The 20,442-nt window shown below is 62.7% G+C and carries 19 protein-coding genes; 8 read left to right on the plus strand and 11 right to left on the minus strand.

The window, feature by feature from the left end; all coding sequences use genetic code 11:
• Positions 1-455 precede the first annotated feature (455 nt).
• On the plus strand, positions 456-3,461 hold the full coding sequence (locus M0D67_RS03090) for a ribonucleoside-diphosphate reductase subunit alpha (protein WP_154558131.1): 3,006 nt from the start codon (positions 456-458) through the stop codon (positions 3,459-3,461).
• An 88-nt stretch (positions 3,462-3,549) separates the two neighbouring features.
• Here M0D67_RS03090 and M0D67_RS03095 read toward each other — a convergent pair whose 3' ends face one another.
• On the minus strand, positions 3,550-3,753 hold the full coding sequence (locus M0D67_RS03095) for a hypothetical protein (RefSeq protein WP_266237271.1): 204 nt from the start codon (positions 3,751-3,753) through the stop codon (positions 3,550-3,552).
• A 411-nt stretch (positions 3,754-4,164) separates the two neighbouring features.
• On the opposite strand from M0D67_RS03095, the gene M0D67_RS03100 reads away from it, so the two are divergent.
• From M0D67_RS03100 to M0D67_RS03110, 3 genes are all read left to right on the plus strand, one after another.
• Entirely contained in the window at positions 4,165-5,400 is a 1,236-nt protein-coding gene (locus M0D67_RS03100) for a ribonucleotide-diphosphate reductase subunit beta (protein WP_054040807.1), read from the plus strand.
• An 85-nt stretch (positions 5,401-5,485) separates the two neighbouring features.
• Positions 5,486-5,812 (plus strand): hypothetical protein, encoded by a 327-nt coding sequence (locus M0D67_RS03105; RefSeq protein ID WP_093645212.1) that lies wholly within the window; start codon positions 5,486-5,488, stop codon positions 5,810-5,812.
• 30 nt (positions 5,813-5,842) lie between these two features.
• The gene (locus M0D67_RS03110; protein WP_093645210.1) at positions 5,843-6,457 is read left to right on the plus strand and encodes a histone H1-like DNA-binding protein; all 615 of its coding nucleotides are present in this window, start codon (positions 5,843-5,845) and stop codon (positions 6,455-6,457) included.
• A 254-nt stretch (positions 6,458-6,711) separates the two neighbouring features.
• Here the strand turns inward: M0D67_RS03110 and M0D67_RS03115 are convergent, their stop codons facing one another.
• The 10 genes from M0D67_RS03115 to M0D67_RS03160 all read right to left on the minus strand — a co-directional run bounded on the left by M0D67_RS03115 (position 6,712) and on the right by M0D67_RS03160 (position 15,027).
• Complete coding sequence (locus M0D67_RS03115) at positions 6,712-7,188, minus strand: glycine zipper 2TM domain-containing protein (RefSeq protein WP_054040737.1); 477 nt, start codon at positions 7,186-7,188, stop codon at positions 6,712-6,714.
• Positions 7,189-7,213: 25 nt separating this feature from the next.
• Entirely contained in the window at positions 7,214-8,152 is a 939-nt protein-coding gene (locus M0D67_RS03120; RefSeq protein ID WP_154558129.1) for a carbohydrate kinase family protein, read from the minus strand.
• Positions 8,153-8,247: 95 nt separating this feature from the next.
• Complete coding sequence (gene tpx, locus M0D67_RS03125; protein ID WP_154558128.1) at positions 8,248-8,748, minus strand: thiol peroxidase; 501 nt, start codon at positions 8,746-8,748, stop codon at positions 8,248-8,250.
• Positions 8,749-8,819: 71 nt separating this feature from the next.
• On the minus strand, positions 8,820-10,166 hold the full coding sequence (locus tag M0D67_RS03130; RefSeq protein ID WP_154558127.1) for a zinc-ribbon and DUF3426 domain-containing protein: 1,347 nt from the start codon (positions 10,164-10,166) through the stop codon (positions 8,820-8,822).
• 48 nt (positions 10,167-10,214) lie between these two features.
• Positions 10,215-11,117 carry a 50S ribosomal protein L11 methyltransferase gene (gene prmA, locus M0D67_RS03135; protein WP_171926730.1) on the minus strand — a complete coding sequence of 301 codons (903 nt, stop codon included), beginning with the start codon at positions 11,115-11,117 and terminating at the stop codon, positions 10,215-10,217.
• A 3-nt stretch (positions 11,118-11,120) separates the two neighbouring features.
• The gene (gene accC, locus M0D67_RS03140; protein ID WP_054040733.1) at positions 11,121-12,488 is read right to left on the minus strand and encodes an acetyl-CoA carboxylase biotin carboxylase subunit; all 1,368 of its coding nucleotides are present in this window, start codon (positions 12,486-12,488) and stop codon (positions 11,121-11,123) included.
• Between the two features lie 128 nt (positions 12,489-12,616).
• A complete protein-coding gene (gene accB, locus M0D67_RS03145) occupies positions 12,617-13,087 on the minus strand; it encodes an acetyl-CoA carboxylase biotin carboxyl carrier protein (RefSeq protein WP_097390440.1) in 471 nt (156 codons plus the stop codon).
• Positions 13,088-13,163: 76 nt separating this feature from the next.
• Positions 13,164-13,619 (minus strand): type II 3-dehydroquinate dehydratase, encoded by a 456-nt coding sequence (gene aroQ / locus M0D67_RS03150; protein WP_154558125.1) that lies wholly within the window; start codon positions 13,617-13,619, stop codon positions 13,164-13,166.
• Between the two features lie 194 nt (positions 13,620-13,813).
• Complete coding sequence (locus M0D67_RS03155) at positions 13,814-14,362, minus strand: TlpA disulfide reductase family protein (protein ID WP_154558124.1); 549 nt, start codon at positions 14,360-14,362, stop codon at positions 13,814-13,816.
• Positions 14,363-14,373: 11 nt separating this feature from the next.
• Complete coding sequence (locus tag M0D67_RS03160) at positions 14,374-15,027, minus strand: UDP-N-acetylmuramate--alanine ligase (protein ID WP_154558123.1); 654 nt, start codon at positions 15,025-15,027, stop codon at positions 14,374-14,376.
• Between the two features lie 212 nt (positions 15,028-15,239).
• Between M0D67_RS03160 and mpl the strand changes: the two genes are divergently transcribed.
• The 4 genes from mpl to aroE all read left to right on the plus strand — a co-directional run bounded on the left by mpl (position 15,240) and on the right by aroE (position 20,385).
• The gene (gene mpl, locus M0D67_RS03165) at positions 15,240-16,634 is read left to right on the plus strand and encodes a UDP-N-acetylmuramate:L-alanyl-gamma-D-glutamyl-meso-diaminopimelate ligase (protein ID WP_154558122.1); all 1,395 of its coding nucleotides are present in this window, start codon (positions 15,240-15,242) and stop codon (positions 16,632-16,634) included.
• Complete coding sequence (locus tag M0D67_RS03170; RefSeq protein ID WP_093645190.1) at positions 16,631-17,233, plus strand: YqiA/YcfP family alpha/beta fold hydrolase; 603 nt, start codon at positions 16,631-16,633, stop codon at positions 17,231-17,233. Before mpl ends, M0D67_RS03170 begins: the two co-directional genes overlap by 4 nt.
• 177 nt (positions 17,234-17,410) lie before the next feature.
• Entirely contained in the window at positions 17,411-19,525 is a 2,115-nt protein-coding gene (locus M0D67_RS03175; protein WP_168435539.1) for a ribonuclease catalytic domain-containing protein, read from the plus strand.
• A complete protein-coding gene (gene aroE / locus M0D67_RS03180; protein WP_154558121.1) occupies positions 19,522-20,385 on the plus strand; it encodes a shikimate dehydrogenase in 864 nt (287 codons plus the stop codon). Before M0D67_RS03175 ends, aroE begins: the two co-directional genes overlap by 4 nt.
• Positions 20,386-20,442: the final 57 nt, after the last annotated feature.

Genomic DNA, 20,442 nt, shown 5'->3' on the forward strand with positions numbered 1-20,442 from the left:
TCGCGCTATGCAAAAGTCAAGCCTTTGAAAGCAAATAAAACGATTTGACCTGTCTTGAAACTACACTATACTTGGTGCCAGAAATTCAGTTTCGCACTATATCTTGTGTCCGGTGTGTATAACTCTGTGCATAACTGAGTGCATAAGTCTGCGGCGCCCCGCTTCCCGAGCATGGCGCCGCAAGCATTCCGGGCAGCGAAAAATATTCCTGCGGCGTGGCCGGTCGAGAGAGCCGGCAGCGTCCAGAAGCATTCAGGAAAAGGGCATAGCAAGTGATCGCGACACACATGGTGAAGACCGTTATCAATTCGAATCAGGCTTCATCGCTGTCGCATCCCGCCACCCGGCTCAGCCGGCCTTTTTCCTGCACCCCATCGCTTGCGCACGCGGCGGCGCAGCGTTCGTTTTAATCCGCGGTTATCTCCGCAACATTTCCAAGACCAGGAGCTTTGCACATGCAAACCACCGACAACGCGACGACCCGGTACGAGGGTTCACCGGCTGGCCAGGCCTTCGGCCAGACACAAGGCGCCCAGGCGCTCGCGCCGCAAGTGACCTACGCCGACTACAAGGTGATCCGTCGTAACGGCAGCGTGGTGTCGTTCGAGCCGTCGAAAATCGCCATCGCCGTGACGAAGGCATTTCTGGCCGTCAACGGTGGTCAAGGCGCGGCGTCGGCTCGCGTGCGCGAACTGGTCGAGCAACTCACGCAGAATGTGGTGCGTGCGCTCGTGCGCAGCCGTCCGAACGGCGGCACGTTCCATATCGAAGACATCCAGGATCAGGTCGAACTCGCGCTGATGCGCGGCGGCGAACACAACGTCGCGCGTGCGTATGTGCTGTATCGCGAGAAGCGCACCCAGGCGCGCGGTCATGACGACCAGATCGTCGCCAGCACGCCGGGCCTGAACGTCACCGACAACGGCGTGACGCGTCCGCTCGACATGGCTGCGCTGCGCGGCATCATCGAACTGGCCTGCTCGAACCTGGGCGACGCCGTGAGCGCCGATCCGATCATCGCGGAAACGGTCAAGAATCTGTACGACGGCGTGCCGATGAGCCAGGTCTACGACTCGGCAATTCTGGCTGCCCGCACGATGATCGAAAAAGACCCGGCTTATAGCCAGGTCACCGCACGCATCCTGCTGCACACGATCCGCCGCGAGATCCTCGAAGAGGAAGTCACGCAAACGGAAATGGGCGAACGCTACGCCGAGTACTTCCCGCAATTCATCAAGCGCGGCGTGCAAGCCGAGCTGCTCGACGACAAGCTGCTGCAGTTCGACCTGAAGCGCCTCGGCGCCGCACTCGACAACAACCGCGACCTGCAGTTCGGCTACCTCGGTCTGCAAACGCTGTACGACCGCTACTTCCTGCATCACGACGGCGTGCGCATCGAAATGCCGCAGGCATTCTTTATGCGTGTGGCGATGGGTCTGTCGCTGAACGAGATCGACCGCGAAGCGCGCGCGATCGAGTTTTACAAGGTGCTGTCGAGCTTCGACTTCATGTCGTCCACGCCCACTTTGTTCAACTCGGGTACCCGCCGCTCGCAACTGTCGTCGTGCTACCTGACGACGGTCGACGACGACCTCGACGGCATCTACGAAGCGCTGAAGGAAAACGCGCTGCTGTCGAAATTCGCCGGCGGTCTGGGCAACGACTGGACGCGCGTGCGTGCTCTGGGTTCGCACATCAAGGGCACCAATGGCAAGTCGCAAGGCGTCGTGCCGTTCCTGAAGGTCGTCAACGACACGGCTGTCGCTGTGAACCAGGGCGGCAAGCGCAAGGGCGCGGTCTGCGCGTACCTGGAAACGTGGCACCTGGACATCGAAGAATTCCTCGAGCTGCGTAAGAACACCGGCGACGATCGTCGCCGCACCCACGACATGAACACGGCGAACTGGATTCCCGACCTGTTCATGAAGCGCGTGCACGAAGGCGGCGACTGGACGCTGTTCTCGCCGTCCACCTGCCCGGACCTGCACGACAAGTTCGGCGCCGAATTCGAAACGGCTTACACGGCTTACGAAGACAAGGTTGCGCGCGGCGAGATCAAGCTGTTCAAGAAGATCCCGGCGGCGCAACTGTGGCGCAAGATGCTGGGCATGCTGTTCGAAACCGGCCACCCGTGGATCACGTTCAAGGATCCGTGCAATGTGCGTTCGCCGCAACAGCACGTCGGTGTCGTCCACTCGTCGAACCTGTGCACGGAAATCACGCTGAACACCAGCGACGCCGAAATCGCCGTCTGCAACCTGGGCTCCGTGAACCTCGTCGCTCACCTGAAGGAACAGGCCGACGGCACCCTGGCGCTCGACCACGACAAGCTGAAGCGCACCGTCAGCGTCGCGATGCGCATGCTCGACAACGTGATCGACATCAATTACTACGCAGTCGCCAAGGCGCGTAACTCGAACCTGAAGCACCGTCCGGTCGGCATGGGCATCATGGGCTTCCAGGACTGCCTGCACCTGCTGCGCACGCCGTACGCGTCGCAAGAGGCGGTTGCGTTCGCCGATACGTCGATGGAAGCGGTCTGCTACTACGCTTACTACGCGTCGACGGAACTGGCGCAGGAACGCGGCCGTTACTCCAGCTACCGCGGCTCGCTGTGGGATCGCGGCATCCTGCCGCAAGACTCGGTGAAGCTGCTGGCCGAAGCGCGTGGCGGTTACGTTGAAGTCGATTCGAGCGAATCGATGGACTGGACCGAACTGCGTTCGCGCATCGCCACCTACGGCATGCGCAACTCGAACTGCGTCGCCATCGCACCGACGGCGACCATCTCGAACATCATCGGCGTGTCGGCCTGTATCGAACCGACGTTCCAGAACCTGTATGTGAAGTCGAATCTGTCGGGCGAATTCACGGTGGTCAACGACTACCTGGTGCGCGACCTGAAGGAACGCGGTCTGTGGGACGAAGTCATGGTCGCCGACCTGAAGTACTTCGACGGCACGCTGTCGCGCATCGACCGCATCCCGGCCGACCTGCGCGCGATCTACGCGACCGCGTTCGAACTCGACCCGGTGTGGCTGGTCGAGGCGGCTTCGCGTCGCCAGAAGTGGATCGACCAGGCCCAGTCGCTGAACATTTACATGGGCGGCGCGTCGGGCAAGAAGCTCGACGAGATCTACAAGCTCGCATGGGTACGCGGTCTGAAGACGACCTACTACCTCCGCACGATGGCGGCGACGCACGTCGAGAAGTCGACGGTGGCGCACGGCGCGCTGAACGCGGTGAGCTCGGGTGGCGGCGAAGGATCGGGCGGTGCGGGTGGTGTCGGCGGCGGCGCGGCCGGCGGCTTCGGCGCGAGCGGCGGTGCAGCTTCGGGCGGCATCCAGGTCGCGGCGGCAGCGCCGGCAGTTGCGGTCGAAGCAGCGCCGGAAGCAGATGGTCCGGTGTGCATGATGCGTCCGGGCGATCCTGGTTTCGACGAGTGCGAGGCTTGCCAGTAAGAAGCCTGGCAACTGCCGGGCAAGCACGAAGCAGGCGGAAGGATCGCCGCCTGGCTAAGGGTTGTAGGTAAAGACCCGAATGCAGCGATCAGCAAGCCTCATAGAAGTGATGCATAAGTGAAGTAGACGAGCGGCGCAGCGAAACGAAATCGACGTTGCGCCGCTCGTCGAAAAGCAGCGAAGCACGGCAAGCAACTGAAGTCGTGAAGCGGCAGGCGAACAGCAGGCAAGCGGTAAGCAAGTAGTAGATGAAGCAGACAGCAGTCGGCAGCACAGACGAAGCGCTCGACATGAAGCGCTCAGCAAACGCCCCGGTCGAAGCTCGATCGACACAGCCGGCCAGATGCATCGCTCGACATTGCATTGAACTTCACCTCGCCGGCACTGACGAACAGGCAACCACGGGACAGCCGGAACGTCAGCACGAGGCAGCAGGAAGCAATCGCAAAACGCTGCAAGCACGCTCCGCAATACAGATAGATAGAGCAGCGAAACGTCGCTTTAACACGTTGCTCTTCGAGCTCGCGAAGCACCTCGACGACACACGTTCAACACGCTTCACATGAGGCGACACACACAGTCTGTTGAACAAAGTGTTGTATGAACGTAGCAACGCGAATCGAAAACAGGATTTTTCATCAGCGAACTCTTTTATCGCTCGTGAAAAGATGGTACAAACCGTTCTAAATTGATGGTGACATTTATGCTCAACTGGGATGACGAGATCACTGCCGTAACTCCCTCGAGCGCTACGCAACAGAATGTGTTGCGCAACGCTGCGGGATCGGCTGTCGGTTCGCAAGTCGGAACGCGTTCCGCTCCTCACGCTCCCTCGGCTCAAGACATCTTCGCGAACGACATCGCAGTCGCTCCCGTCGCTCATGTGACCCACGCTGCTACCGGAACGGCTGCCGCCTCCGAAGCGCGAGTCAATGTCGCCGACAAACGCATCATCAACGGCCAGACCGACGTCAATCAGTTAGTGCCGTTCAAATACAAGTGGGCCTGGGAAAAGTATCTGGCTGGTTGCGCCAACCACTGGATGCCGCAAGAAGTGAACATGTCGCGCGACATCGCCCTCTGGAAAGACCCGAACGGGCTGACCGAAGACGAGCGCCGCATCGTCAAGCGCAACCTGGGCTTCTTCGTGACGGCAGATTCTCTGGCCGCCAACAACATCGTGCTGGGCACCTACCGCCACATCACGGCGCCCGAATGCCGCCAGTTCCTGCTGCGCCAGGCGTTCGAAGAGGCGATCCACACGCACGCTTACCAGTACATCGTCGAGTCCCTGGGTCTCGACGAAGGCGAAATCTTCAACGCGTATCACGAGGTTTCCTCGATCCGCGCGAAAGACGAATTCCTGATTCCGTTCATCCATACGCTGACCGACCCGGCCTTCAAGACCGGCACGCTCGAGGCAGACCAGACCCTGCTGCGCTCGCTGATCGTGTTCGCCTGTGTGATGGAAGGCCTGTTCTTCTACGTCGGCTTTACGCAAATCCTGGCGCTGGGCCGCCAGAACAAGATGACCGGCGCGGCGGAACAGTACCAATACATCCTGCGCGACGAGTCGATGCACTGCAATTTCGGCATCGACCTGATCAACCAGATCAAACTCGAAAACCCGCAACTCTGGACGGCTGAGTTCCGCGCGGAAATCCGCGAGATCTTCCAGCAAGCGGTCGAACTTGAATATCGTTACGCAGAAGATACGATGCCGCGCGGGGTGCTCGGCCTCAATGCGTCGATGTTCAAGAGCTATCTGCGTTTCATCTGCAACCGCCGTTGCCAGCAGATCGGTCTCGATCCGCTGTACCCGAACGAGGAAAACCCGTTCCCGTGGATGAGCGAGATGATCGACCTGAAGAAGGAACGCAACTTCTTCGAGACGCGAGTGATCGAATATCAGACTGGCGGCGCGCTGACCTGGGAGTGATCCGGGTTCGTGTCGCAGATGCATTCATTTTGGGGATGCCGGCAGGCTTCGGCCGCGGCAATTTAGTTAGGAGCAGAACCGCCTGATGCAAATTGTGCCCAGTGCGCCGCGTGCCTTCGCGGCCCACAAACATGACTGGCACTTTGCGAACCCTTCAGTGGGATGGGCAAACTTCCCCCCGGAAAAAGCCGCTGGCGTCGCCGCCAGCGGCCCGATCAAGCAATTGCCGGCGTTGAGATCCAGCGCCGACCAGATCTGGCGCGCGGTGCCCAAGGGCACGGCGCGCCTTACCGCATTCATTAGCGTAAGCGCGCAGCACCTGCGTACGCCGATGAATAGCCCGCTTCGTAGCGCGCGCCCTGAGAAGCGTCCGCGGGAAGCGGGTTTTGACGAAGGGTGTAGTTTGAACTGACTCTCATCTGAAAACCTGAAGGAGAAAATGATGGCAACTATCAAGAAAGCAGCAGCTAAGAAACCCGCAGCTAAGAAAGCTGCTCCGGCAAAGAAGGCTGCTCCGGCGAAAAAAGTCGCTGCTAAGAAAGTCGCAGTGAAGAAGGTTGCAGCGAAGAAGGCTGCTCCGGCGAAGAAAGTCGCTGCTAAGAAAGTCGCAGTGAAGAAGGTTGCAGCGAAGAAGGCACCGGCAAAGAAGGCGGCGCCGGCTAAGAAGGCAGCAGTGAAGAAGGTTGCAGCAAAGAAGGCAGCACCGGCGAAGAAGGCTGCAGCAAAGAAGGCGCCGGCTAAGAAGGCTGCTGCCAAGAAGGCTGCGCCTGCCAAGAAGGCTGCTGCCAAGAAAGCTGCGCCTGCTAAGAAGGCTGCCGCCAAGAAGGCTGCGCCTGCGAAAAAGGCTGCCGCTAAAAAGGCTGCGCCTGCCAAGAAGGCTGCCGCGAAGAAGGCCGCTGCTCCTGCCAAGAAGGCTGCCCCTGCGAAGAAGGCTGTCGCCAAGAAGGCTGCTCCTGCTCCCGCTGCGACTTCTGTCTCGAGCGCACCGGCGGCGACGGTGAAGACCGCGCTGAACCCGGCAGCGGCATGGCCGTTCCCGACGGGCAGCCGTCCGTAAGCGGTAGAAGTACTTCGACACGTCGTACTGTGTGTCGATGATCGAGTAGCGCTTGAAGCAACATCACCGAGCGCTACTCGGTCAGGGTCCCGTTGCCGGGTTTCTGGCGACGGGATTTTTTTTGCTCGGGCGAAGGCGCCGGTTTTGAGAAACGAGTGCAAAACCCGCAGGCGAAAAAAAAACGCATGCACAGAGGGCATGCGTTTGAGGTCGTCGCGGCGGCGCGTGAAGCGCGACCGCACGAGAGGGGAAACTTAGTGCGTGACGCGCGTGACGCCGCCGCTGGAAAGCAGACGGACGCGCTCGCCGGCGCGGAAGATTTCGCCGGTGGCGCTTTGGGTGATCGCGCGCATGTCGCCGTTATCGAGTCGCACGGTGATCTCGAGGCCGTCGTGCACCGCGACGCCGTTCTCGACTGCATTGCCTGCCACTGCGCCAGCCAGGCCGCCGATGATGCCCGTCACGATCGAGCCGCGACCGCCGCCGATCGCGCTGCCGGCCACCGCGCCCAACGCACCGCCGCCGATCGCACCCAGGCCGCTCGGCTGGCCGTTGTTCGAACTGATCTTCACGGCCCGAACGCTGTCGACCGTGCCCATGCGGACCGTCTCTTCGCGCTGTGCCTGCGACGCGGTGTAGACGTCGGCAGAACTGCTGTTGTACGCACACCCCGACATGGCCAGCGAACCGGCAATCAAGGCGGCCACTACCAGACGACTCGTTGTTCTCATTCCCTAACTCCAATAGCTTGCGGCATTACTGCAGGTCGTATCCGAACGCCTGCTTGAACCGTTCGTTGATCTCCGCCCGGTTGGGCGCGTAGTTTTGCGGGCCCTGGTGTTCGATCTTCAGCGCGCCCATCAGGCTCGCCAGACGCCCGGTGGTCGCCCAGCCCAGCTTGTTCTCGATGCCATACAGCAGGCCGCCGCGGAACGCGTCGCCACAGCCCGTAGGATCGAGCACCTGCTGTGCCTTGACCGCCGGAATGGCTTCGATGCCGCCGGCGTGATGGATCTGCGCGCCTTGTTCGCCGAGCGTGACAATCAGCGCTTCGATCTTGCCGGCGATCTCTTCGATCGACCAACCCGTTTTATTGCTCACCAGTTTGGCTTCGTAATCGTTGACAGCTACGTAAGTAGCAAGTTCAATCATGCGGCGTAGCGACTCACCGTCGAACAGCGGCAAACCTTGACCCGGATCGAAGATAAACGGCACGCCGGCCGCTGCCAGGTGCTCGGAATGCTGGATCATGGCGTCGTAACCATCCGGTCCGACGATGCCGAGTGTGATGCCCTTCGCTTCGTCGGCACGGTTCAGATGCGCCTGCATCATCGCGCCCGGGTGGAACGCCGTGATCTGGTTGTTTTCGAGGTCGGTGGTGATCATCGCCTGGGCCGAGTACGTGTCCGGCACCACCAGGACGTTTTCCGTCGAGAGGCCGAGCTGCTTGAAGCGGTCCATGTAGAGCTGCGCGTCGACCGCGCCAAGCGCGCCCATGATGCGCGCGTTGCCACCGAGTAGATGCAGCGAGTAGGCGATATTGCCCGCGCAGCCGCCGAACTCACGGCGCATCGTCGGCACGAGGAAGCTCACGTTCAGGATGTGGACCTGCTCCGGCAGGATGTGCTCCCGAAAGCGGCCTTCGAAGGTCATGATGTTGTCGTAGGCGAGCGAACCGCAAATCAGCGTAGCCAAGGCGAGCGTTCCTGTAAAAATCGATAAAAAGAATGGCGCGACGACGTGACAGCGCCGCGCATGAAGCGCGGCGCCGGGGTTCGTGCGCGAAGGTTTTACTTCAGCGCGGCAAGCGCTGCGTCGTAGTTCGGTTCGTTCTTGATTTCGCCGACCAGCTCAGCGTGCACGACCTTGTCGTTCTCGTCGAGGACCACCACGGCGCGTGCCGTCAGACCCGTTAGCGGGCCGCTCGTGACGTCGACGCCATAGGCTTGCGCGAACTCATGGCCGCGGAACGTGGACGCCGTCACGACGTTCTCGATGCCTTCGGTCGTGCAGAAACGCGATGCGGCGAACGGCAGGTCGCCCGACACGACGATCACAGCCGTGTTGCTCAGCTTGGCTGCTGCCTCGTTGAACTTGCGGGTCGACGTGGCGCAGGTCGGCGTGTCGAGGCTCGGGACGATGTTCAGCACCTTGCGCTTGCCGGCAAAGTCGGCCAGCGACAGGGGCTTCAGATCCTTGCCGACCAGCGAGAAGGCGGGGGCAGTCTGGCCCGCGCTCGGGAACGTGCCGGCTACTTCGATCGGGTTGCCACCCAGCGTAACTTGACTCATGTTGTCGTGCTCCGAAAATTCGTCAGTAATGACGGTGAACACGCCCGGTCAGTGCCGGGCGCGAGGATGCGTTACGGATAAAAAATCTGTACGCGGAAATTGGACGCGACCGCATTGCCCGTGTCGAGATGCACGATCATGGTCTGGGTCGTGTGCGCCGGCAATCCGGCCGCGATCGGCGTGCCGGGTGCGACGTAGTCTTGCGGCCACAGCACGCGGCGCACGGCGACATTGTTCTGGTCGTCGAGCAGCGTGAGTTCGATGGCCGGGTAGGCCAGCGCAACATTGGCGCGGTTGCGCAGCGGCATCTTCAGTTCGAGCTTGTGCGGGCCGTCGATCTGCCGCAGGTCGGATGGTTCGACCTGCAAACCGTCGATGTCGTGCGGCGGCGTGATCTGGCAGCCGAGCTGCGCGCAGGCCTTTACGTAGAGCGTCTGCGAACGTGGGAAGTAGACCTGCATGGTTTCACGCTGCCACCAGGCGAGTTGCGCGAGCAGGGCGATAACCAGTAGCGCGGCGACCACCGAGCCGAAGATGATCCAGCCGAGGCGGCGCGGTTCGGCCGGACGTGTTTCGCGTACCACCGGGAAGGGATCGACGCCGTCATGCACCGGCTGGACCGCGAAGGGTTCGCCGCTCGATCCAAAGGTGGCTGGACCTGGACCTGAGCCACCGCCCGCGGCGGCGGCACCCAGTCCGGCTGCCGCAGCTACGCCTGCAGCGCCTAAGCCGGCCCCACCTGAGGCGGCCCCACCTAAGCCGGCCGCACCGAAATGCGGTTCATTGTCAGGAATGCCATGCAAGCTGGCCGGTTCGTGCAAAACCGGCTCGTCAGCATCAGCGAGATGTTCAGAAGGACGCTCGGTCTTGTGCCAGACGCGCGGCGCTGCGTCCGCAGACGGATTGGCCTCGTAAGCGAAAGGCTCACGCGGCAGGTCCGGGGGCGCCTCGGCCTCGTGGGCAACGGGTTCGAGCGGCGCGTTCGCGAGACTGGGTTCGTGGTCGGCAGCAATCGGCGCGGTGAAGGCGCTCGCCGGCAGTTCCGGCTCGGTAGCGTGGCGCGGCGTGACCGCGACGCCTGCACCGGTGGAAATCGGCGTGAGCGGCAGGTTGCTGGCGTTGTGAAGCAGGCGGTTGTCGATCGCGGCGTCGGGCGCCGGTGCCCACGGATCCCATGCTTCAGCACTGAAATCGGGGCCCTTGGGGCGTACGCCGGACAAAGCCTCGATCGCCGCAGCCGCGGCAACCGGCTTGGCGGTGGAGAAGTCGCCGTCCTCGTTCAGTTCGAACAGGCTGCTCGATGCGTCAAATACTTCATGGCACTGCCCGCAACGCACGAGGCCGCGGCGCAGCGCGAGCTGCGCCGGTTGCAGGCGGAAGACGGTTTCGCAGAAGGGGCAACGCGTCGCCAGGAGCATATTGAGCCGGTAAGCCGAAAGGCCGTTGGTTGGACAATACGCCTTATTCTAATGGCTTTCGCGGCGCGTTCCCGTCAGGCATACCCAACCTTCGTGTTCGCGCCATACGCCGATGTCGATCCATCGCGAATAGACCTGCGCCACTTCGTCCGCCTGGCGCGCCAGAATGCCTGACAGCGCGATCCGGCCGCCCGGCTTGACCTTCGACGACAGCATCGAGGCCATCAGCTTGAGCGGGTTGGACAGGATGTTGGCGACCACGATATCGAACTCGCCGGTGGGGCATTCGTCAGGCAAACCGTACGTGACTTCCGCCCGGTTGCGCTCGCTGTTGTGACGGGCCGATTCGACCGCCTGCGGGTCGATATCGATGCCGTACACCGGGTTGGCGCCGCACTTCTTCGCGAGGATTGCAAGGATGCCCGAGCCGCAGCCGTAGTCGAGCACGGATTGCTCCGCCTTCACCGACTGCTCCAGCCATTCCATGCACAGACGCGTAGTGGGGTGGCTGCCGGTACCGAATGCGAGGCCCGGATCGAGTTCCAGCACGAGTGCGTCAGGGTCCGGTGCGTCGTGCCACGAGGGCACCACCCAGATGCGCTCGCCGATCGAAATCGGATCGAATTGCGACTGTGTGAGACGCACCCAATCCTGCTCTTCGACTTCACGCACGGTAAACGATGGCGCGCTTTCCAGTCCCACCTCATTGGCCGCCGCCGCGAGCAGCACACCCGGCTCCTGTTCCGGCGCGAGCAGTGCGATCACGCGCGAACGCTGCCACGCCGTGCGATCCGGCGTGAGACCGGGTTCGCCGAACAGCGGCTGCTCGTCGGGCGTGTCGGCGTCCGCATCTTCGACCGATACGGACAGCGCACCCAACTCGAGCAGCGCGTCGGAGAACTCCTCCGCGTGCTCGCGTGCCAGCTCGGCGATCAGTTCCCGGTAGCTCATGACTTACGCTTCTTCCGGCGCGGCCTGCTGCTTCGCGGCCAACCGGTTTTCGAGGTAGTGAATGCTGGTGCCGCCTTCCACGAACTTCGCGTCCAGCATCAGCTCGCGGTGCAGCGGGATGTTGGTCTGAATGCCTTCCACCACCATTTCCGACAGCGCGATGCGCATCCGCTTGATCGCCTGCTCGCGCGTCGCGCCATAAGCTATCAGCTTGCCGATCATCGAATCATAGTTCGGCGGCACGAAATAGCCATTGTAGGCGTGCGAATCGACGCGGATGCCGGGACCGCCCGGCATATGCCACGACGTCAAACGTCCCGGCGACGGCGTGAACTTGAACGGATCTTCCGCGTTGATCCGGCATTCGATCGCATGACCCTTGAACACGATGTCGCGCTGACGGAACGCGAGCTTCTCGCCCGCTGCGATGCGAATCTGTTCCTGCACGATGTCAACGCCGGTGATCAGCTCGGTCACCGGATGCTCGACCTGCACGCGCGTGTTCATCTCGATGAAGTAAAACTCGCCGTTTTCGTACAGGAATTCGAACGTACCCGCGCCAAGATAGCCCATCTTCTTGCAGGCGTCCGCGCAGCGATCGCCGATGCGGTCGATCAGGCGGCGCGCGATACCGGGCGCCGGCGCTTCTTCGATCACCTTCTGGTGACGGCGCTGCATCGAGCAATCGCGCTCGCCGAGCCAGACTGCGTTCTTGAACGAGTCGGACAGGATCTGAATTTCGATGTGCCGCGGGTTCTCCAGGAATTTCTCCATGTAGACCTGCGGGTTGCCGAAGGCACGGCCGGCTTCCTCGCGCGTCATGTTGACCGCGTTGACCAGCGCCGCTTCGGTGTGGACCACGCGCATGCCGCGGCCACCGCCGCCGCCGGCGGCCTTGATGATCACCGGGTAGCCGACCTGGCGGGCAATTTTCACGATCTCTTTCGGATCTTCCGGCAACGCGCCTTCAGAACCCGGCACGCAGGGCACGCCGGTCTTGATCATGGTTTGCTTGGCGGTCACCTTGTCGCCCATCATCCGGATCGTTTCCGGGCGCGGGCCGATAAAGGTGAAGCCGGACTGCTCGACGCGCTCGGCGAAGTCGGCGTTTTCCGACAGGAAGCCGTAGCCGGGGTGGATCGCTTCGGCGTCCGTCACTTCTGCCGCGCTGATCAGCGCCGGCATGTTCAGGTAGCTCAGATTCGAAGGCGCCGGGCCGATACAGACCGCCTCGTCGGCGAGCTTCACGTACTTGGCTTCCTTGTCGGCTTCCGAATAGACGACGACCGTCTTGACGCCGAGTTCGCGGCAGGCGCGCTGGATACGAAGCGCGATCTCGCCGCGATTGGCAATGAGAATTTTTTCAAACATAGCGGATTTTCGACTCATCAATGGGCGCCCGGTTGATCACAACACAGGCTGCCTCAGAGGATCGGTCGCGCGCCTTGGACAGCAGACGCGCGGGCGGCAGGCGCAAAAAAAGCGCAAAGCGTGCCGCGTTAGCCGACCACGAACAACGGTTGGCCGTACTCGACCGCCTGGCCGTTTTCGACGAGGATTTCCTTCACCACGCCGGACTTGTCCGACTCGATTTCGTTGAGCAACTTCATCGCTTCGATGATGCAGATCGTCTGGCCTTCCTTGACCGTGTCGCCCACCTGGACGAACGGATCGGCGCCCGGCGACGGCGCGCGGTAGAAGGTGCCGACCATCGGCGAGGTCACCACGTGGCCTTGCGGCGCGACGGCGGCCGGCGTAGCCGGGGCGCCCGCTGCGGCAGCCGGTGCTTCGCCGCCCGGCAGCGGTACCGGCTGGGCATATTGCGGAGCATACGAAGCGGACGGTTGCACGTAAACCGGCGGCGCATTCTTGACGATGCGGACCTTGCCTTCGCCTTCAGTCACTTCGAGTTCGGAAATACCGGACTCCGAGACGAGGTCGATCAGAGTTTTAAGTTTACGTAGATCCATCAGGAAGCCCCTTTCAATGCGTAAAGTGCCGGCGCGTGCAATCGCAGTACCCGGCTTAAATTGGACGTGTTTGGAATCAGCCGCGCGACGAGCCGGCCGACAGCCGGTCGAGCGCGAATTCGAGCGCGTACATATATCCCTTCCAGCCGAGGCCGCAAATCACGCCTTCAGCCTGGTCGGAGAAATACGAGTGATGCCGGAACGGTTCGCGGCGATGTACGTTCGACAGATGAATCTCGACGAACGGGATGCCGACCCCCGCCAGTGCGTCCCGAATGGCCACGCTGGTGTGCGTGTACGCGGCGGGATTGATTAGTATGAAATCGGTTTTTTCAGTCCGGGCGGATTGGATGCGATCGACGAGAGCGCCTTCATGATTGCTCTGGAAGGATGCGAGGTCGACGCCCGCGTCCGCTGCGCGGTCCGCGAGTGCCTGATCGATCTGCGGCAGCGTTACTCGACCATAAACCTCGGGTTCCCGGGTGCCGAGAAGGTTGAGGTTGGGGCCGTGCAGTACCAGCAGTCGCGTCATGGTCGCTTCTTTTTCCGTGGAATTGGGCGCACTTTAGCGCTGATTAGAGAAACTTGTCTAGTTTCCTGCGCGTTGGAAACGATCCCGGCGACCTTTCGCCGCCTCTCCGGGCGCCCATCTTCTCCCAAATTTGAGCGATTTGCGCGTAATTTCGCGCCTTTTGCCCCGATCTGATCGTCAAAAGAATGTGAAATTTAGAGCGCGTCGAGCGTCTGTTTCAGCGCTTGCGGGTCGATTTGGCCTAATTTTGTCGAACGAATGTTGCCTTTTGCGTCAATGACGACGGTAAAGGGCAGGCCACCGGCGGTGTTGCCAAACGCGCGCGCGAGGTCGGCGCCGCCGAATCCGGTCACGTAGATCGGATAGGCTACTTTCACCTTCTGCAGGAACGCCTGAACGTTTTTATCCGAATCGACGCCAAGTCCTACGAACTGGATCCCTTTCTTTGCATATTCGCGTTGAAGTTGCGAAAGAGCGGGCATTTCCTCGACGCACGGTCCGCACCACGACGCCCAGAAGTTGACGACGATTGGGTGGCCTTTAAGCAAACTTAGCGATTGCGGCTTGCCGTCGACATTCGTGACGGGCGCGGTCCAAAGTTGCTCGACTGCGCTTTGCGTGGAACCGGGCTGCGCCGCGTGGGCGACTTCCGGGGCGCCGTTCAGCAAGTGATTGGCCAGCACCCCGCCACCCGCAGCGGCGATCGCGACAAGCGCGCCTGCCAGAATCCGTGTCGTATTCATTCCAGGTCTGTCTAATTAGTTGAAGAGGTGACGTTGCTGCTGTCGAGCAGCGCCTGAACGGCCTGCTGATTCGCCCGGGCCGTGCGGCCGCGCGCGTCGGCCCGAACCGCGCCGCGCAAGTCGTCCGTTTCGTACAGGGCGACGTGGATGCCGGTCGGCTCCGCATCGCGCCCTTCGTTTGTGGGGCGCCAGAGGAAGCTCAGCGTCTCGACGTAACCGCGGCCGGCAAAATGCCGCGTCTCCGAAACGTCGTACTGGATGTTGGCGTTCAGAAAGTAGATCGCGACTTCTTTCGGGTTGTCGCAGAACACCTGCAGGTGAATATCCGAGTGTTCACCCGCTGTGCCGCCGAGCACCGCGCCGGTCAGATAGGGATTGAACGGCGCAAGCCGCTCCATCCAGTCGATCGCGATACGGCGCAGCCGCCGCAACAGCGCCGGCTGGCTGTCACCCTGGAAAAGCGACTGATATTCACGGATTTCTTCTTCAATCTGGTCGTTATCCGGCAGCCATTCGCCGGCAACACGGCTCTCGCCGACTACCTGCCGTGCCGCTTTACGCTTGGCCGTTGCGTAGTCCAGACCGTCTTCAGCGATCATCCGGGCAGCCGCAATGGCGATTTCCTCGCGCACGCGCTGCGGATCGAAATGTGATTTGCGAACCATCTCTCAATCATACTAGAGATTGATGGCAGCCCTTTCTGGGCGGTTCATGCCGGGCATTTTGCGGGGGCGGGGCGGGCAGCCATCCTGGCGGCCCCGTTCGTAGGGCGATTCGGAGGCGTCGGTTACAATAGCGTCCTTTGCGGACGGTCGTTTCGACCGCTCTTCTGCACTCCCATCCCTCGCAAAATACGCCCGCGCGGCACGACAGGCTTATGCACATCCACATCCTCGGTATCTGCGGCACGTTCATGGGCGGACTCGCGGTCCTCGCGCGCGCCGCGGGCCACACCGTGACGGGCTGCGACGCCGGCGTCTATCCGCCGATGAGCACGCAGCTCGAGGCGCAAGGCATTCGTCTGATTGAAGGCTATGACGCCGAGCAGTTGAACGGCCTCAACGCCGACCTGTTCGTGATCGGCAATGTGGTCTCGCGCGGCAACACGCTCATGGAAGCGATTCTCGATCGCGGCCTGCCTTACGTCTCCGGTCCGCAGTGGCTCGGCGAGCATGTGCTGAACGGCAAGTGGGTGCTGGCGGTGGCCGGCACGCACGGCAAGACCACCACCAGTTCGATGCTGACCTGGCTGCTCGAAGACGCGGGTCTTAATCCGGGCTTCCTGATCGGCGGCGTGCCGCTGAACTTCGGCGTGTCGGCGCGGCTGACCGATTCGAGCTTCTTCGTGATCGAAGCCGACGAATACGACACGGCCTTCTTCGACAAGCGCTCGAAGTTCGTCCACTACCGGCCGAAAACCGCGGTCCTGAACAACCTCGAGTTCGATCACGCCGACATTTTCCCGGATCTGGCGGCGATCGAAACGCAGTTCCATCACCTGATCCGCACGGTGCCGGGCATTGGCCGTATCGTCACGAACGGTCGTGAAGACGCGCTGGAGCGCGTGCTGACGCGCGGTTGCTGGAGCGAAGTCGAACGGTTCGGCGTGCAAGGCGGCTGGGAAACCTTGCCGGCGGAAGACGGCGTGCCGGTCGACGAGCGTTTCGCCGTGTATCACAACAGTGAGCGCGTCGGCGTGGTCGATTGGCAGGTGCAGGGCGAACACAACCGCATGAACGCGCTTGCTGCGATCGCCGCCGCGCGCCATGTCGGCGTGCCGCCGGCGCAAGCCGCGAAGTCGCTGGCGAGCTTCCGGAATGTGAAGCGCCGTATGGAAGTGCGCGGAAGCGTCGACGGCGTGACCGTCTACGACGATTTCGCGCACCACCCCACGGCGATCGAAACCACGGTGGCCGGACTGCGTGCACGCGTCGGCCATGAAAACACACGAATTCTGGCCGTGCTGGAGCCGCGCTCGAACACCATGAAGCTCGGCGTGATGAAAGCGCAACTGCCGGCGAGTCTGGCCGATGCGGATCTCGTGTTCGGCTACGGCGCGCCCGCTGGCCGCGACGCACTCGGCTGGGATCTCGGCGAAGCGCTCGCGCCCCTCGACGGCAAAGCGCAGGCTTTCGACAATCTCGACGCGCTGGTCAAGGCGGTGGTTCACGCAGCGCGCCCCGGCGACCAGATTCTGGTGATGAGCAACGGCGGCTTCGGCGGCGTGCATCAGAAGCTGCTCGACGCACTTTCCGCGCGAGGGGCTTCGTGATCCTTTATCTGCACGGTTTCCGCTCGTCACCTAATTCGTTCAAGGCGCGCGTGCTGGCGGCGCGCCTCGTCGAACTCGGCCGCAGCGACGAATGGTGCTGTCCGATGCTGCCGGTCTCGCCGTTCGAGACCGTGGCGCTCGCCGAATCGCTGGTGGCGGCCGCGAAGCCGAAAGACGTCACGGTGATCGGCAGTTCGCTCGGCGGCTACTTCGCCACGCATCTCGCCGAGAAGCACGGCTGGCCGGCGGTGCTGCTGAACCCGGCGGTCGTGCCGCAGCGTGACCTGAGCGCCTATCTCGGCGAGCAGCCGCTGTGGCACGGCGGCGGCAGCATCACGGTCGAGCCACATCATCTGGACGAGCTGCGCGCGCTCGGCGTCGCGTCGATCACGCGGCCCGAACGCTATTATTTGATGGCCGCCACCGGCGACGAAGTGCTCGATTACCGCGAAATGCTCGCGCACTATCCGGGCGCGCGCACTACGCTGATCCAAGGGAGTGACCACGCAATCAGCGAATTCGCGCAATACGTCGACGAGGTGCTGGCCTTTTGCGATGCCGAAGACGTCGAGCCGCCGGCGCCGCGCGAAGCCGCCTGAGCGTGGCGACGATCCCGCAGCGAGGCCGCTGAGGATCACCAGAATCATGCCGCCGGCGCGCGCGTATCGCGCCGCGGATCCACTACCACGAACACGTTGCCGTGCCGCGCACGCAGTGACCGATAGCTGAACCCAATCGGGCGCGCCGGCAGATGCAAGACAGAACGAGAGTATTGAGTGAACGTTTTCTTCGAGGAATCGGGCAGTTTCAAGGCGGGCAGCGTGCTGTCGCGCCAGGGCGATGCTTTTCAGGTCGAACTGCCGGGCGGCCGGCGCGCCAAGGTGCGCGCGAAAGACGTGCTGATCGAATTCGAAAAGCCGGGCGCGGGCGAACTGATGCAACAGGCTGACGCCGCCGCGCAGGACATCGATCTGGACTTCCTGTGGGAATGCGCACCGGACGACGAATTTCCGTTTGCCACGCTGGGCGCCGAGTACTTCGGCGAAGCGTTCGGTGCCATCGAGCGCGCGGCGCTGGTGTTGCGCATGCACGGCGCACCGGTGTATTTCCGCCGCAAGGGCCGCGGCATGTACCAGCGCGCGCCGCAGGAGCAACTCAAGATGGCGCTCGCCGGGCTGGAGCGCAAGCGCCAGCAGGCGCTGGTGCAAGCCGGTTACGAAGACGAACTGAAGGCAGGCCGTCTGCCGGAAGGCTTCAGCGGCAGCAAGGCGTTGGCTTTGCTCACGAGGCCGGACAAGAACACGATCGAATACAAGGCGCTCGAAGGCGCGGCAGCGGCACGAGGCATTTCGCAGGCGCGGCTGATGCTCGAATGCGGCGGAATTCCGTCGGCTCGCGCGTTGCATGAGGCGAAATTCCTCTCCGAGTTTTTCCCGCACGGCACCGGTTTTCCGCCGGTCACGGTCGGCACATTGCCGGAAGATCTGCCGGAAGCCGATGTACAGGCGTTCTCGATCGACGACATCACCACGACCGAAATCGACGATGCATTCTCCGTCGAGCATCTGGCCGACGGCCGCGTGCGGATCGGCGTGCACATCGCCGCGCCGGCGCTCGGCATTGCCCGTGGCGACGATGTCGATGCGATCGCACGTACGCGTTTGTCGACTGTCTATATGCCGGGCGACAAGATCACGATGCTGCCCGATAGCGTCGTGGAAGCGTTCACGCTGGCTGAAGGTGGCTTGCGGCCGGCTCTGTCGCTCTACGTGATCATCAATCGCGAGACGCAGGAAATCGTGGCGAGCGAAACGCGCGCCGAGCGCGTGTTCGTGAAGAACAATCTGCGCCACAACACGCTGGATGAGCTGGTCACCGAAGAGGCGCTCGCCGCCGGCACAGGCGACTATCCGCACAAGGAAGACATCGCCGTGCTGTGGCCGTTCGCGCAGGCGCTGTTCGAAAAGCGTCAGACCGCGCGCGCCGGTTACGGCCTGCGCCGCGAAGTGCAGCGCAACACCGATTTCAACTTCTATGTGGAAGGCGAGCACATCACGATCACGCCGCGCAGGCGTGGCTCGCCGCTCGATACGATCGTCGCGGAGCTCGCGATTCTCGCAAACTCGTCGTGGGGCGCGTTCCTGCATGACCACGGCGTGCCGGGCATCTATCGTTCGCAGCGCGCGTTCGGCGCGCCAACCGGTCCGAAACGCACCCGCATGCAAACCAATGCGGCGCCGCACGAAGGCCTGGGCGTCACGCAATACGCGTGGAGCACGTCGCCGCTGCGCCGCTATGTCGACCTCGTGAACCAGTGGCAGTTGCTCGCCTGCGTGCAGCATGGCGTGACCGCGAAACTGGCTGCGCCGTTCAAGCCTAAGGACGCCGATCTGTTCGCCGTCGTGCAAGGTTTCGACGACACCTACACCGCGTATGCCGATCACCAGCGTCGCATGGAGTACTTCTGGTGCCTGCGGTGGCTGAAGCAGGAGAACCGGAAGCAGGTGGTGGCATCGGTGGTGAAGGGCGATCTCGTGCGTCTGGAAGAGATTCCGCTGCTGCTGCATGTGCCGGGTCTCGGCGTGCACGCACGCGGTACGCGCTTGCAGATGGAAGTGATGTCGATCGACGAACTGACCGTCGAAGCGTCCGTGCGCCTATTGCATGTGCTCGACGCGCCGACGGTGACGAGCGGCAGCGAAGCTGAAGAAGCTGACGAGGGTGAAGAGGAAATCATCGACGTGGCGGAAGAAAGCGCCGAAGGCGAAGCCGAGGCTCAGGCGGAAGCCGACCTCGACGGCGGCGCGGCGGAACCGGGCGATGCCGAAAACGCCGCCGGCACCAGCGATGCGGCAGCCGGCCAGCAGCACGTAGCGGAGCCGGGACGATGAGCGTCAACGATTCGCGCGACCGCTACGCGGTCATCGGCAACCCGGTCGGCCATAGCAAATCGCCGTTCATTCATGGCCGCTTTGCCGCGCAAACCGGCGAGCCGATCGAGTACGGCCACTTGCTCGCGCCGGTCGATGCATTCGTCCCGCATGTGCGCGCTTTTATCGAAGCTGGCGGTCGCGGCATGAACGTGACGGTGCCATTCAAGCTCGACGCGCATGCGTTCGCTAACACCCTGTCGCCGCGGGCGGCAGCAGCGGGCGCGGTGAACACGCTGCGGTTCGACGGAAACGGTGTCTACGGCGACAACACGGACGGCTTCGGCCTCGTTCGAGACATCGAGGTGAATCTCAGCGTTTCATTGAAGGGTGCGCGGATTTTGCTGCTCGGTGCCGGCGGTGCCGCGCGCGGCGTCGTGCTGCCGATGCTGGACCGTTCGCCGCATACGCTGACGATCGTCAACCGTACGGCAGCGAAGGCTGAAGTGTTAGTGGACCAGTTCGCGCAGGCGGCACGCGATGCCGCTTGCCGTCTGACCGGCGGCAGCGCGCGAGCGATCGAAGCAGGCGCATACGACGTGATCGTCAACGCGACGGCGGGCAGTCTGGATGCTTCGTTGCCGGACTGCGACGACCGCGCGTTCGGCACCGGTACGCTCGCTTACGACATGATGTACGGCGCGCATCCGACGGTGTTCATGGAGCACGCGCGGAAGCTGGGTGCACGGGGCGCCGACGGTCTCGGCATGCTGGTCGAGCAGGCAGCCGAATCGTTTTACGTGTGGCGAGGCGTGCGGCCCGACGGCGCGCCGGTGCTGGCCGAATTGCGAGCGTTGTTGACGGCGCCGCCGCACGGCTAGACCCCCGCTTTAACTTCCGGAATACGCAACTCGCCAACCCACACGTTCACCGACTCG

This window comes from Paraburkholderia sp. SECH4, assembly GCF_030511745.1.
In the GTDB taxonomy this organism is placed as follows: domain Bacteria; phylum Pseudomonadota; class Gammaproteobacteria; order Burkholderiales; family Burkholderiaceae; genus Paraburkholderia; species Paraburkholderia madseniana.

Coding starts and splice junctions, on each gene's coding strand:
- M0D67_RS03090 (WP_154558131.1), top strand. CDS start 456: ATGCAAACCACCGACAACGCGACGACCCGGTACGAGGGTTCACCGGCT.
- M0D67_RS03095 (WP_266237271.1), bottom strand. CDS start 3,753: ATGTCGAGCGCTTCGTCTGTGCTGCCGACTGCTGTCTGCTTCATCTAC.
- M0D67_RS03100 (WP_054040807.1), top strand. CDS start 4,165: ATGCTCAACTGGGATGACGAGATCACTGCCGTAACTCCCTCGAGCGCT.
- M0D67_RS03105 (WP_093645212.1), top strand. CDS start 5,486: ATGCAAATTGTGCCCAGTGCGCCGCGTGCCTTCGCGGCCCACAAACAT.
- M0D67_RS03110 (WP_093645210.1), top strand. CDS start 5,843: ATGGCAACTATCAAGAAAGCAGCAGCTAAGAAACCCGCAGCTAAGAAA.
- M0D67_RS03115 (WP_054040737.1), bottom strand. CDS start 7,188: ATGAGAACAACGAGTCGTCTGGTAGTGGCCGCCTTGATTGCCGGTTCG.
- tpx (WP_154558128.1), bottom strand. CDS start 8,748: ATGAGTCAAGTTACGCTGGGTGGCAACCCGATCGAAGTAGCCGGCACG.
- M0D67_RS03130 (WP_154558127.1), bottom strand. CDS start 10,166: ATGCTCCTGGCGACGCGTTGCCCCTTCTGCGAAACCGTCTTCCGCCTG.
- prmA (WP_171926730.1), bottom strand. CDS start 11,117: ATGAGCTACCGGGAACTGATCGCCGAGCTGGCACGCGAGCACGCGGAG.
- accC (WP_054040733.1), bottom strand. CDS start 12,488: ATGTTTGAAAAAATTCTCATTGCCAATCGCGGCGAGATCGCGCTTCGT.
- accB (WP_097390440.1), bottom strand. CDS start 13,087: ATGGATCTACGTAAACTTAAAACTCTGATCGACCTCGTCTCGGAGTCC.
- aroQ (WP_154558125.1), bottom strand. CDS start 13,619: ATGACGCGACTGCTGGTACTGCACGGCCCCAACCTCAACCTTCTCGGC.
- M0D67_RS03155 (WP_154558124.1), bottom strand. CDS start 14,362: ATGAATACGACACGGATTCTGGCAGGCGCGCTTGTCGCGATCGCCGCT.
- M0D67_RS03160 (WP_154558123.1), bottom strand. CDS start 15,027: ATGGTTCGCAAATCACATTTCGATCCGCAGCGCGTGCGCGAGGAAATC.
- mpl (WP_154558122.1), top strand. CDS start 15,240: ATGCACATCCACATCCTCGGTATCTGCGGCACGTTCATGGGCGGACTC.
- aroE (WP_154558121.1), top strand. CDS start 19,522: ATGAGCGTCAACGATTCGCGCGACCGCTACGCGGTCATCGGCAACCCG.